This is a genomic window from Massilia sp. CFBP9012, assembly GCF_034045115.1.
Classification (GTDB): Bacteria; Pseudomonadota; Gammaproteobacteria; order Burkholderiales; family Burkholderiaceae_D; genus Telluria.
The window spans coordinates 179,569-192,661 of record NZ_JAXCWM010000011.1; the positions used below are offsets into that span (position 1 = coordinate 179,569).

10 protein-coding genes are annotated in these 13,093 nt (G+C 62.6%); 9 read left to right on the forward strand and 1 reads right to left on the reverse strand.

All coding sequences use genetic code 11. The features are described 5' to 3' along the window. Positions 1-149: 149 nt before the first annotated feature. From SOM61_RS19095 to SOM61_RS19125, 7 genes are all read left to right on the forward strand, one after another. Positions 150-2,384, forward strand: coding sequence for a TonB-dependent siderophore receptor (locus SOM61_RS19095; protein ID WP_320475539.1), 2,235 nt, complete (start codon positions 150-152; stop codon positions 2,382-2,384). A gap of 91 nt (positions 2,385-2,475) precedes the next feature. Then, a complete protein-coding gene (locus SOM61_RS19100) occupies positions 2,476-3,402 on the forward strand; it encodes a patatin-like phospholipase family protein (protein WP_320475540.1) in 927 nt (308 codons plus the stop codon). Between the two features lie 13 nt (positions 3,403-3,415). Further along, the gene (locus SOM61_RS19105; RefSeq protein WP_320475541.1) at positions 3,416-3,826 is read left to right on the forward strand and encodes a GlcG/HbpS family heme-binding protein; all 411 of its coding nucleotides are present in this window, start codon (positions 3,416-3,418) and stop codon (positions 3,824-3,826) included. Positions 3,827-4,133: 307 nt separating this feature from the next. After that, complete coding sequence (gene carA, locus SOM61_RS19110) at positions 4,134-5,297, forward strand: glutamine-hydrolyzing carbamoyl-phosphate synthase small subunit (RefSeq protein WP_320475542.1); 1,164 nt, start codon at positions 4,134-4,136, stop codon at positions 5,295-5,297. 1 nt (position 5,298) lies between these two features. Continuing rightward, positions 5,299-8,529: a carbamoyl-phosphate synthase large subunit gene (gene carB, locus SOM61_RS19115; RefSeq protein ID WP_320475543.1), complete on the forward strand. Its 3,231-nt coding sequence runs from the start codon at positions 5,299-5,301 to the stop codon at positions 8,527-8,529. 135 nt (positions 8,530-8,664) lie between these two features. Further along, positions 8,665-9,138, forward strand: coding sequence for a transcription elongation factor GreA (gene greA / locus SOM61_RS19120; protein ID WP_123072171.1), 474 nt, complete (start codon positions 8,665-8,667; stop codon positions 9,136-9,138). A gap of 38 nt (positions 9,139-9,176) precedes the next feature. Then, positions 9,177-9,614 carry a DUF4149 domain-containing protein gene (locus tag SOM61_RS19125; protein WP_320475544.1) on the forward strand — a complete coding sequence of 146 codons (438 nt, stop codon included), beginning with the start codon at positions 9,177-9,179 and terminating at the stop codon, positions 9,612-9,614. A gap of 49 nt (positions 9,615-9,663) precedes the next feature. Here SOM61_RS19125 and yhbY read toward each other — a convergent pair whose 3' ends face one another. Beyond that, on the reverse strand, positions 9,664-10,134 hold the full coding sequence (yhbY, locus tag SOM61_RS19130) for a ribosome assembly RNA-binding protein YhbY (protein WP_123072170.1): 471 nt from the start codon (positions 10,132-10,134) through the stop codon (positions 9,664-9,666). A 44-nt stretch (positions 10,135-10,178) separates the two neighbouring features. Between yhbY and SOM61_RS19135 the strand changes: the two genes are divergently transcribed. Together SOM61_RS19135 and ftsH are read left to right on the forward strand one after the other, a co-directional pair. After that, a complete protein-coding gene (locus SOM61_RS19135; RefSeq protein ID WP_123072169.1) occupies positions 10,179-10,826 on the forward strand; it encodes an RlmE family RNA methyltransferase in 648 nt (215 codons plus the stop codon). A 227-nt stretch (positions 10,827-11,053) separates the two neighbouring features. Beyond that, complete coding sequence (gene ftsH, locus SOM61_RS19140; RefSeq protein WP_147937026.1) at positions 11,054-12,937, forward strand: ATP-dependent zinc metalloprotease FtsH; 1,884 nt, start codon at positions 11,054-11,056, stop codon at positions 12,935-12,937. The last annotated feature ends 156 nt before the right edge of the window (positions 12,938-13,093 follow it).

The following is a 13,093-nucleotide window of genomic DNA, read 5'->3' on the forward strand; positions in this document are numbered from 1 at the left end:
GTGTGGTCGAGTCGGATGATTCCAGCGGCTTTGCCAAATAAAGCATGTCTCTTTTGGCAGAAGCGGCAAATATGTGCGTTGCGTCAACTATTCAACACGAATTATAATGCGAATCATTCTCATTATCAAAACACTTTCAAGGAGTGATCATGTTGCGCCCAGTGCCATCCGTTGTATCCGATCCAACGCCCGTCGCCCGTCTCGTGCGCCAGGCCACCGCACTGTGCGCAAGCGCCGCCTTGCTGTCCCCGCTGGCCGCCATGGCCGCTGCCCCTGCCGCTCCCGATGCGCCGGACGAGATCGCCACTGACGCGATCCCCACCGTCAACATCACGGGCAAGCACGACGCCACCACCGAAAAGAGCAAGTCGTTCACCACCCGTTCCTCGACCCTGTTCAAGGGCGAGCAAGATATCCGCGACACGCCGCAGCCGGTGACCGTCATCACCCGCCAGTTGATGGAAGAGCGCAATATGCTCGACCTGACCGACGTGCTCACCAATACCGCCGGCATCACGGTCGACTACACCGACAGCGAGCGCATCGCCTACAACTCGCGCGGCTTCCGCGTCGATGCCATGCAGATCGATGGGCTCAGCTACAAGCAGTCCGGCGCCTACTTCATCCAGCCGGACACGGCCGTCCTGGACCGGGTCGAACTGCTGCGCGGCGCCTCGGGCATGCTGCGCGGTTCCGGCAGCCCTTCCGCCACCGTGAATATGGTGCGCAAGCTGCCGACGGCCGCCTTCCAGGCATCAAGCGGCCTGACGGTCGGCTCGTGGGACCGCCGCCGGGTCGAGATGGACGTGTCGACCCCGCTCAATGAGAGCGGTTCGGTACGGGGCCGGGTGGTGGCGGTGAAGGACAAGAAGGACTTGTTCCAGGATGGGCGCGAAGAAGACCGTGAAGTGCTGTACGGCGTGGTCCAGGCCGACCTGACGCCGCGCACCACGGTGACCGCCTGGCTGCAGCACACCGACCTCGATGCCACCGGCGCCTGGGGCGGTTTGCCGGGCAACTTCGACGGTTCCTCGCTGAACCTGCCGATCGACACCTTTCTGGGCGCCAGCTGGAACCGCTGGAACCGCTACAACGACCAGGCCCAGATCGGCATCGAACACCGCTTCGACAATGGCTGGAGCGTGCGCGCGAACGCCGGTTATCTCGGGATGCGCCTCAAGACCAATGGCTTCAAGCAGACGTATATCGCGCGCACCAGCACGACCAATCCCTACCTGATGGACATGACGACGTCGCAGTACACCGGCGACGACAGCCGCCAGCAGGCGCTGAGCATCGTCGCCAATGGCCCGTTCACGCTGTTCGGACGCAAGCACACGCTGGTGGTGGGCGCCGAGCGCGTGTACGACCGGACGATCGCCACCTACGGCGCGGGCACCCTGTTCAAGCAGACCATCGACATCCGCACCTTCGATCCGTATTCGACCTATCCGGAGCGCGAGGTGACGACGATGCCGGCCGGCGGCGCCGCACCGACCGTGACGACCAATAACGGCGCCTACGCCACGGCGCGCTTTTCGCTGGCGGACCCGCTGGCCGTCCTGCTCGGCGCCCGCCTGAGCTGGTACGAAACCGAGCGCCGCACCAATGGCAGCGGCTTCAAGGTCACGCGCGAAGCCACGCCGTATGTCGGCGTTGTCTATGACTTGTCGAACGAGATCAGCGCCTACGCCAGCTATACCGAGATCTTCGAGCCGCAGGAGGCGCGCGGCGCCGACGGCAACCTGCTCGAACCGGTCATCGGCGAGGACATCGAGCTCGGCCTGAAAGGGGAGTTCTTCGGCGGCCGCTTGAACGCCTCGATGGGCTTGTTCCAGGTCGAAAACGTCGGCCGCGCGATCGAGGACACGTCGTCGGTCAATCCCTGCCCTCCGACCAACCTGACCGGCTTCTGCCGCATCGCCGGCGGCAAGGAGCGCAGCGAGGGCCTGGAAGCGGAAGTGTCGGGCGAAGTCTTGCCTGGCTGGCAACTGATGGCTGGCTATACCAACACCCGTACCAAATACGTGAGCGGCACCGCCGCCAACACCGGCCAGCCGCTGCGCACCATCGATCCGAAACACCAGCTGCGCCTGTTCACCAGCTATAGCCCGAACCGCTCCGGCCCGGGCTGGACCGTCGGCGGCGGCGTGAACATGCAGAGCGATTCCTATGTGCGCGGCGCCGGCCTGACCGCGACCCAGGGTGGCTACGGCGTCGCCAACGCCATGCTCGCCTGGCGCTTCAGCGACAAGCTGTCGGTGCAGGCCAATGTGAACAATCTGTTCGACAAGGTCTACTACAAGAAATTCGGTCCGACCGGCCTGGCCTGGTACTACGGCGACCCACGCAGTGTGTCGCTGAGCCTGCGCGGCAGCCTGTAATCGCTGTTGCCGGTCCGCCCCCATGGCGGACCTTGCGTCGAGGGGAACGAGCCGGGGTACAATCCCAGCCTCGTTCCTTTCGGCACATTCCATGCTCTCTCGTCGTACCTCCCTCGCGGCCTGCGCCGCACTGCTCCTCTGCGCCTGCGGCAGCACGCCGGTCCAGACGCCGGTCCCGGCCGCTCCGGCCGTCGTTCCTCCGGCGGCCGCGCCCCTGCCGCCCAAGAAGATCCGTATCGGCCTGGCCCTCGGCGGCGGCGCCGCGCGCGGCTTCGCCCATATCGGCGTGATCAAGGCCCTCGAGGCCCAGGGCATCTATCCGGAGATCGTGGTCGGCACCAGCGCCGGCTCGGTGGTCGGCTCGCTGTATGCATCGGGCCTGAACGGCTTCGCCCTGCAAAAAACGGCCCTCGCCATGGACGAGGCGACCATCTCGGACTGGGCCATGCCGTGGCTCAGCAAATCGAGTGGCCTGCTCAAGGGCGAGGCGCTGCAGAATTATGTGAACAAGGCGATCGGCAATGTTCCGATGGAAAAGCTGAAATTGCGCTTCGGCGCCGTGGCGACCGACCTCAAGAGCGGCCAGCCGATCCTGTTCAACCGCGGCAATACCGGGATGGCGGTGCGCGCCTCGTCGGCTGTGCCGAGCGTGTTCCAGCCGGTCAAGATCGGTAACAAGGAATATGTCGACGGCGGCCTGGTGGCGCCGGTGCCGGTGCGCTTCGTGCGCGAGATGGGCGCCGATTTCATTATCGCCGTCAATATCTCGAGCGCGACCGAAGGCGCGGCCACGGCCAGCTCGCTCGACGTGCTGATGCAGACCTTCAGCATCATGGGCCAGCGCCTGAACCATTTCGAACTGAAGGACGCCGACATCGTGATCACGCCCGCGCTCGGCAATATGGGATCGAGCGATTTCGGCGGACGCAATCTCGCCATCCTGGCCGGCGAGCAGGCCGCCGCCGCCGTCATGCCGCAAATCAAAGCCAAGCTCAAGCTCCGACAGCAAATTCCATAAGAAAGGCAATACCGTGAACACCAAACCCTACCTGACCCTGGCGGACGTGAAGAAAATCGGCGCAGCCGCCGAAGCCGAAGCCGTCAACAATGGCTGGAACGTCTCGATCGCCATCGTCGACGACGGCGGCCACCTGCTGTGGCAGCAGCGCCTGGACGGCGCGCCGCCGGTCTCGTCGTATATCGCGCCCGCCAAGGCCAATACCGCCGCCCTCGGCCGCCGCGAATCGAAGCTCTACGAAGACGTGATCAATGGCGGCCGCATGTCCTTCCTGAGCGCGCCGAAGCTGGAAGGCATGCTCGAAGGCGGCGTGCCGGTGATCGTCGACGGCCACGTGATCGGCGCCGTCGGCGTTTCGGGCGTCAAGTCGGAACAGGACGTGCAGATCGCGCGGGCAGGGATTGCCGCACTGAGCGCCGTCTGAGCGCCACCTGAGGACAAGTTGCGGGCGCCATATTGCACCCGCAACATAAGTTTCAGCAGGGCAGGGAAGATGGCCGGGCGTGTCATCTTCCGTGAATTTGCTGGCGGGTGTGTGGCAGCGCCGCATTGCCGAACATCAGAGTTCGCGCTATAATTCGGAAGTTTATCTAATTCAAACTTAGCCGTAGCGCATACCCACCATCCCTCATTCAACATGACCTCCAACACCGGGCGGCTCTACTGCGTCCAGGACAGTTGGATGTCGGTCTGACGTGGCGAAGCTACGGCAACTTTTTCGGGAGTTGCCCTTGCCGCCATTTTTTTCTGGCCCCTCCGTTCCAGCCATCCTGGCACTTGCTGACGGGACCATCTTCAAAGGATATTCCATTGGTGCCGTCGGTCATACGACCGGCGAAGTGGTGTTCAACACCGCGATCACCGGCTACCAGGAAATCCTGACCGATCCGAGCTACTCGCGCCAGATCGTTACCCTGACCTATCCGCACATCGGCAACTACGGCGTGAACAGCGCCGACGTCGAATCGAGCAAGGTGCACGCCGCCGGCCTGATCATCCGTGACCTGCCGCTCTTGGCCTCGAACTTCCGTTCGACCCAATCGCTGGGCGACTATCTCAAGCAAGAGAACGTGGTTGCCATCGCCGGCATCGATACCCGCAAACTGACCCGCATCCTGCGCGAAAAAGGCGCCCAGGCCGGCGCGATCCTGACCGCCGCCCAAGGCGCCGAGCCGTCGCCAGCCCAGGCGCTGGAACTGGCGCGCTCGTTCCCGGGTCTGGCCGGCATGGACCTGGCAAAGGTCGTGTCCGTTACTGAGCCTTACGAGTTCACCGAAACCGAGTGGAAACTGGGTGCAGGTTTCGGCAAGCAGACCAATCCTAAATACCATGTGGTCGCCTTCGACTACGGCGTCAAGCGCAACATCCTGCGCATGCTGGCCGAACGCGGCTGCAAGGTCACCGTGCTGCCGGCGCAATCGACCGCCGCCGACGCGCTGGCGCTCAATCCGGACGGTATCTTCCTGGCCAACGGCCCGGGCGACCCGGAGCCATGCGATTACGCCATTGCGGCCTCGCGCGAGCTGATCGAAAAAGGCATCCCGACCTTCGGCATCTGCCTCGGTCACCAGATCATGGCGCTGGCGTCCGGCGCCAAGACCATGAAGATGAAGTTCGGCCACCATGGCGCCAACCACCCGGTGCAGGACCTGGACAGCAAGAAGGTCTTGATCACCTCGCAGAACCACGGCTTCGCGGTCGATCCGGAAACCTTGCCGGTCAACTGCCGCGTGACCCACGTCTCGCTGTTCGACGGCTCGCTGCAGGGCTTCGCCCGCACGGACAAACCGGCGTTCTGCTTCCAGGGCCACCCGGAAGCCTCGCCCGGTCCGACCGACGTCGCCTACCTGTTTGACCGCTTCATCGGCCTGATGCAAGCAGCGGAGAAAAAATAATATGCCAAAACGTAGTGATATCAAAAGCATCCTGATCATCGGCGCCGGCCCGATCGTCATCGGCCAGGCAGTCGAATTCGACTACTCCGGCGCCCAGGCCTGCAAGGCCTTGCGCGAAGAAGGCTACAAGGTCATCCTGGTCAATTCGAACCCGGCGACCATCATGACCGACCCGGAAACGGCGGACGTGACCTATATCGAGCCGATCACCTGGAAGGTCGTCGAGCGCATCATCGAGAAAGAGCGTCCTGACGCGATCCTGCCGACCATGGGCGGCCAGACCGCGCTGAACTGCGCACTCGACCTGCACCGCCACGGCGTGCTGGACAAGTACAAGGTCGAGCTGATCGGCGCCACGCCAGAAGCGATCGACAAGGCCGAAGACCGTTCGAAGTTCAAGGACGCGATGACCAAGATCGGCCTGGGCTCGGCGCGTTCGGGCGTGGCCCACTCGATGGACGAAGCCTGGACCGTGCAGCGCGAGCTGGGCTTCCCGACCATCATCCGTCCTTCGTTCACGATGGGCGGCAGCGGCGGCGGCATCGCCTACAACGAAGAAGAATTCGAAGCGATCTGCAAGCGCGGCCTGGAAGCATCGCCGACCAACGAGCTGCTGATCGAAGAATCGCTGCTCGGCTGGAAAGAGTATGAGATGGAAGTTGTTCGCGACAAGAACGACAACTGCATCATCATCTGCTCGATCGAGAACCTGGATCCGATGGGCGTGCACACCGGCGACTCGATCACCGTGGCGCCGGCGCAGACCCTGACCGACAAGGAATACCAGATCATGCGTAACGCGTCGATCGACGTGCTGCGCGAGATCGGCGTCGACACGGGCGGCTCGAACGTGCAGTTCTCGATCAACCCGAAGGACGGCCGCATGATCGTCATCGAGATGAACCCGCGCGTGTCGCGTTCGTCGGCGCTGGCCTCGAAAGCGACCGGATTCCCGATCGCCAAGGTGGCCGCGAAACTGGCGGTCGGCTTCACGCTGGATGAGCTGCGCAACGAGATCACCGGCGGCGCGACCCCGGCCTCGTTCGAGCCGTCGATCGACTACGTCGTCACCAAGATCCCACGCTTCACGTTCGAGAAATTCCCGACCGCCGACAAGCACCTGACTACGCAGATGAAGTCGGTCGGTGAAGTCATGGCGATGGGCCGCACCTTCCAGGAATCGTTCCAGAAAGCCCTGCGCGGCCTGGAAGTCGGTGTCGACGGCCTGAACGAAAAAACCCGCGACCGCGAAAAGATCGAGGAAGAGCTGGGCGAACCTGGCCCGGACCGCATCTGGTATGTGGGTGACGCTTTCGCCCAGGGCTTCACCCTGGAAGAAGTGCACAACCTGACCAAGATCGATCCATGGTTCCTGGTGCAGATCAAGGAGATCGTGGACATCGAGCTGTGGCTCGAGACCCAGACCCTGGAGTCGCTGGACAAGCCGCTGCTGTACAAGCTCAAGCAAAAAGGTTTCGCCGACCGCCGCCTGGCCTTCTTGTTGAAGGTCGAGCCGATGGCCGTGCGCGCCCGCCGCCATGAGCTGGGCATCCGTCCGGTCTACAAGCGGGTCGATACCTGCGCCGCCGAATTCGCGACCGACACCGCCTATATGTACTCGACGTACGATGAGGAGTGCGAGTCGAACCCGACCGACAAGAAGAAGATCATGGTGCTGGGCGGTGGCCCGAACCGTATCGGCCAGGGCATCGAGTTCGACTACTGCTGCGTGCACGCCGCCCTGGCCATGCGCGAAGACGGCTACGAGACCATCATGGTCAACTGCAATCCAGAGACCGTGTCGACCGACTACGATACCTCGGACCGCCTGTACTTCGAGTCGCTGACCCTGGAAGACGTGCTCGAGATCGTGGAACTGGAAAAGCCGGTCGGCGTGATCGTGCAGTACGGCGGCCAGACCCCGCTGAAGCTGGCGCTGGACCTGGAAGCGAACGGCGTGCCGATCATCGGCACCTCGCCGGACATGATCGACGCCGCCGAAGACCGCGAGCGTTTCCAGCAGCTGCTGCAAAAGCTGGATCTGCGCCAGCCGCCGAACCGCACCGCGCGCACCGAAGCCGACGCCCTGGCGCTGGCCGAAGAGATCGGCTACCCGCTGGTGGTGCGTCCTTCGTATGTGCTGGGTGGCCGCGCGATGGAAATCGTCCACGAGCAGCGCGACCTGGAGCGCTATATGCGCGAAGCGGTCAAGGTCTCGCACGATTCGCCGGTGCTGCTCGACCGCTTCCTGAACGACGCCATCGAAGTCGACGTCGACTGCATCTCGGACGGCGAAGCGACCTTCATCGGCGGCGTGATGGAACACATCGAACAGGCCGGCGTGCACTCGGGCGACTCGGCCTGCTCGCTGCCGCCGTACTCGCTGTCGCAAAGCACGATCGATGAACTCAAGCGCCAGACCTCGCTGATGGCCAAGGCCCTGAACGTGGTCGGCCTGATGAACGTGCAGTTCGCGATCAAGCAGTCGGAAGAAAACGGCCAGACCGTCGACACCGTCTATGTGCTGGAAGTGAACCCGCGCGCCTCGCGCACCGTGCCGTTCGTTTCGAAGGCGACCGGCCTGCAGCTGGCCAAGATCGCGGCGCGCTGCATGGTCGGCCAGACGCTGGCGCAGCAGGGCATCACCAAAGAGGTGATCCCGCCGTTCTACAGCGTCAAGGAAGTCGTGTTCCCGTTCGTGAAGTTCCCGGGCGTCGACACCATCCTGGGGCCAGAGATGAAATCGACCGGCGAAGTGATGGGCGTGGGCACCACCTTCGGCGAAGCCTTCGTCAAATCGCAGCTGGCGGCCGGCATCAAGCTGCCGAAGTCGGGCACGGTGTTCCTGTCGGTGAAGTCGTCCGACAAGCCGCGCACCGTGGCCGTGGCGCGCGACCTGGTGGCGCTGGGCTTCGACCTGGTGGCGACCAAGGGCACCGCGGCCGTGATCGCTGCCGCCGGCATTCCTGTACGTTCGGTGAACAAGGTGCTGGAAGGCCGTCCGCACGTGGTCGACATGATCAAGAACCGTGAAATCGTGATGGTCGTGAACACGGTTGAGGAAAAGCGCAGCGCGATCAACGATTCGCGCGCGATCCGTACCTCGGCACTGGCGGCGCACGTGGTGACCTACACCACGATCTTCGGCGCCGAAGCGGCGATCGAGGGCATGCGTCACATCGACGAACTGCGCGTGTACGATTTACAAGGCCTGCATAAAACCTTACACTAAGCACACGCAGTACCCGTAGGACAGCTTAGTACACAAGTGAACCACAGAGCTCGCGCGGCCTTGGCGCCGCGTGCCTCTGTGGTTTTCGCTTTGAGATGCTACGGGTGTCCCGTACAACACAAACAGCAGAGAACCATGAACACACCACTGACCAAATTCGGCGCAGAACTCCTGAAAGAAGAGCTGCACCAGCTCAAGACCAAGGAGCGCCGCATCGTGATCGACGCGATCGCCGAGGCGCGTTCGCATGGCGACCTGTCCGAAAACGCCGAGTACGACGCCGCCAAGGAGCGCCAGGCCTTCGTCGAAGGCCGCATCGCCGAGCTCGAAGGCAAGCTCTCGACCGCCCAGGTCATCGATCCGTCGACGCTCGACGCCGAAGGCCGCGTGGTGTTCGGCGCCACGGTCGACCTCGAAGACCTGGAATCGGGCCAGAAAGTCACCTACCAGATCGTCGGCATGGATGAAGCCGACCTGAAACTGAACAAGGTCTCGGTGACCTCGCCGATCGCGCGCGCGCTGATCGGCAAGTTTGCCGAAGACGTGGTCGAAGTGCAGGCCCCGTCGGGTCCGCGCGAATACGAAATCCTCGAAGTCCGCTACGTCTGATGGAAGGGACCGCGGCCAGCGGAGTCAAGGCAGGGCGCTTGCCGGCCGCGCGCCTGCTGGTGGCCGCGCTGTGGGCGGGTGTCCTTTGGGCGCTCGGCTATATCGCGGCGCCGGCGGCGTTCGCGGTCCTTGGCAGCGTGCAGGCGGGCGACCTGGTGGCGGTGCTGCTCACGCGCCAGGCGTGGCTGTCTATCGCCTGTGCTGTGGTACTGCTGGTCTTGCTGCGGGTGTCGACCGACCTGGCGCCGCCGCGCCGGCGTTTTCTGAACCTGCTGGTGCTGGCGATGCTGGTGTGTACGCTGGTGATTTTCGTCGGGCTGCAGCCGGCCATGGCGCAATTGCGTGAGCTGGCAGGGCCGGGCGGGGTGAGGGCGTCGCCGTACTGGACGCAGTTCGCCGTGATGCATGGGGTGTCGCAGCTCTTCTATCTCGTGCAGAGCTTGCTTGGAGCGTGGCTGCTGGTCAGGTTGCGTTGAGCGCAAACTGTACCGACGTAAAAAAACCGGGTTGCCCCGGTTTTTTTGTTCACTTATTCAGCGAATTTTTCTTGGAACTGGTCTGACGCGGCTTGGCGCGCTTGATGTTGCCGCCGGCGGTGACGCGTTCGTTCCCTTTCAGCATGACCTTGGTGACGCTCGGCTTCTTGGTGCCGCTGGCGCTGGCCTTGACGATGGTGACTTCGCGCATGCCCGGGCCCGATTTGCCGCTGCGCTCCTTGACCGCCTCTTTCTTTGGACGGTAGAGGACCAGCAGCTTGCCGATGTGCTGGACCTGGGCGGTATCGAGGTCGGTGGCGATCTGGTCGTACATGGCGACGCGCGCTTCGCGGTCGTCGCCGAACACGCGCACCTTGATCAGGCCGTGTGCGTCGAGACTGGCCGAGATTTCCTTGACGACGGATTCGGTAAGGCCGGCTTCGCCGATCATGACGACTGGATTGAGCCCGTGAGCTTCTGCGCGCAGGGCACTGCGCTCGGCCGGTGTGAGTTTGATCATAACTATATTTTTTGATGTACCTATAAAAGCAGTATTCTACGCGAATGGCCAAGAACAAATTAAACAAAAACTGGTTACACGACCATATTAACGATCCCTACGTGAAACTTGCACAGAAAGAGGGTTATCGGGCACGTGCGGCCTACAAACTCAAGGAGATCGACGAGGCTGAAAAGCTCATCAAGTCCGGTCACACCGTGGTCGACCTCGGTTGCACCCCCGGCAGCTGGGCCCAGTACACCCGGCGCAAGCTGGCAGGCAAGGACGGCGGCGGCATCAACGGCACCATCATCGGCCTGGACATCCTGCCGATGGAAGCCATCGCGGACGTTCAATATATCCAGGGTGACTTCCGCGAGGAAGAAGTGCTCTCCCAGCTGGATACTGTCCTGTCCGGCCGCAGGGTCGATGTGGTGCTGTCCGATATGGCGCCCAATTTGTCCGGCATCAGTCATGCCGATGCGGCGCGCATGGAACATTTAATCGATCTGGCGATCGAATTTTCGCAGGCCCACCTGAAACCCGAAGGGGCATTACTGGTAAAGTGCTTTAAAGACATGGGTTTTACACAAATCCTGGAAAAATTCCGGACCGAATTCAAGGTGGTGAAACAGGTCAAGCCCAAAGCGAGTCGCGACAAATCATCCGAGATTTTCCTGCTGGGGCGCGGCCTGAAGAACCCATCGGCGTAAACCTGCATCCGGGCATAGAATTGCCCCTTGAAATCCCGGCGCGCGGCCATACATCTGCCGCGTGATCCCGCTGCTTGCGCCCCCTTACGGGGCGGCCTGCGGCCATTGGGACGTAAAAACATAGTATTTTGGCACTATTGCCTGCGCCGCGTGGCGGTGTCGGCTTATTGCGGGTAAAATCAGAATACTGAAATCGGTAGAGATGCAATTGCATCGGAGGAGTGCTCGTGAATAATATGTTTTCCAAATCCGCCATCTGGGTGGTCGTCGCGCTGCTGTTGTTCATGCTGTTCAAGCAGTTCGACACCCATAGCGTCGCCGGCGGCAGCAAGACCATTGCTTATTCCGAGCTGCTCGATGAGATCAAACAACGTCGCATCAAGGATGTGACGATCGAAGGCTCGAATATCACCGCCACCCGCAGCGACGATTCCAAGGTGCGCGCGACCGCGACCATCCTGGACCGCGGCCTGATCGGCGACCTGCGTGAAAACGGCGTGCGCTTCGACGTGAAGCCGCCCGAGGAGCCATCGTTCCTGCAGCAGGTGTTCATTTCGTGGTTCCCGATGCTGCTCCTGATCGGCGTCTGGGTGTTCTTCATGCGCCAGATGCAGGGCGGCGGCAAGGGCGGCGCTTTCTCCTTCGGCAAGTCGAAGGCGCGCATGCTCGACGAAACCAATAACACCGTTACCTTCGCCGACGTCGCCGGTTGCGACGAAGCGAAAGAAGAAGTCTCGGAGATCGTCGACTTCCTCAAGGATCCCACCAAGTTCCAGAAACTGGGCGGCCGCATTCCACGCGGCGTGCTGATGGTCGGTCCTCCAGGTACCGGTAAGACCCTGTTGGCGCGCGCTATCGCCGGCGAAGCCAAGGTGCCGTTCTTCTCGATCTCGGGTTCCGACTTCGTCGAGATGTTCGTCGGCGTCGGTGCGTCGCGTGTTCGCGACATGTTCGAGAATGCCAAGAAGCATTCGCCTTGCATCATCTTCATCGACGAGATCGACGCGGTCGGCCGTCACCGTGGCGCCGGCATGGGCGGCGGCAACGACGAACGCGAACAAACCCTTAACCAGTTGCTGGTGGAGATGGACGGTTTCGAAGCCCAGTCGGGCGTGATCGTGATCGCCGCCACCAACCGCGCCGACGTGCTGGACAAGGCGCTGCTGCGTCCGGGCCGTTTCGACCGCCAGGTGATGGTGGGCCTGCCGGACATCCGCGGCCGCGAACAGATCCTCAACGTGCACATGCGTAAAGTGCCGATCGGCACCGACGTCAAGGCCGACATCCTGGCGCGCGGCACCCCGGGCTTCTCGGGCGCCGACCTGGCCAACCTGGTCAACGAAGCGGCGCTGTTCGCCGCACGCCGCAGCAAACGCCTGGTCGAGATGATCGACTTCGAAGATGCCAAGGACAAGATCTTTATGGGGCCGGAGCGCAAGTCGATGGTCATGCGCGAAGAGGAACGCCGCAATACGGCTTACCACGAGTCGGGCCACGCGGTGGTCGCCAAGCTGCTGCCGAAGGCCGATCCGGTGCACAAGGTCACGATCATGCCGCGCGGTTACGCGCTGGGCCTGACCTGGCAGCTGCCGGAGCATGACGCGTTGTCCGGCTACAAAGACAAGATGCTCGAGGAAATCTCGATCCTGTTCGGCGGCCGTATTGCTGAAGAGATCTTTGTCGGCCAGATGTCGACCGGCGCCTCGAACGACTTCTCGCGCGCCACCAAGCTGGCACGCTCGATGGTGACCCGCTTCGGCATGTCCGACAGCATGGGCGTGATGGTCTACGAAGACAGCGAGAACGAAGGCTTCTTCGGCGGCGCCACCAAGACCATCTCGGAAGCGACGCAGCAAAAGGTCGACGCCGAAATCCGCGCCATCCTCGACACGCAGTACGCGCTGGCACGCCGTCTGCTGGAAGAGAACCGTGACAAGGTCGAGATGATGACCAAGGCGCTGCTCGACTGGGAAACCATCGATTCCGAGCAGATCAACGACATCATGGCCGGCCGCGAGCCGCGCCAGCCGAAGACCGTGCTGACCAAGCGCACGCCGCCTGGCGACAGTGGCTCGGGCGGTGTGGCGCCGAATGCCACCGCACCGGCCTGACGCTGTCTCCCCCCTCAAAGGCACCCGTCAGGGTGCCTTTTTTGTTTTGCAAAAAGCTGGGGTCAGGTCTGACTTTCGGACACGAGCTCAACCTTTAAATACATTTATTGTCGAGGTCGTGTCTGATTGTCAGACCTGACCCCGCTGTTTTACGCC

Bases quoted from the DNA above. Each gene is read 5' to 3' on its own strand.
- SOM61_RS19135 (WP_123072169.1), top strand. From the start codon at position 10,179: ATGGCCAAGAACAAATTAAACAAAAACTGGTTACACGACCATATTAAC.
- yhbY (WP_123072170.1), bottom strand. From the start codon at position 10,134: ATGATCAAACTCACACCGGCCGAGCGCAGTGCCCTGCGCGCAGAAGCT.
- SOM61_RS19100 (WP_320475540.1), top strand. From the start codon at position 2,476: ATGCTCTCTCGTCGTACCTCCCTCGCGGCCTGCGCCGCACTGCTCCTC.
- greA (WP_123072171.1), top strand. From the start codon at position 8,665: ATGAACACACCACTGACCAAATTCGGCGCAGAACTCCTGAAAGAAGAG.
- SOM61_RS19095 (WP_320475539.1), top strand. From the start codon at position 150: ATGTTGCGCCCAGTGCCATCCGTTGTATCCGATCCAACGCCCGTCGCC.
- carB (WP_320475543.1), top strand. From the start codon at position 5,299: ATGCCAAAACGTAGTGATATCAAAAGCATCCTGATCATCGGCGCCGGC.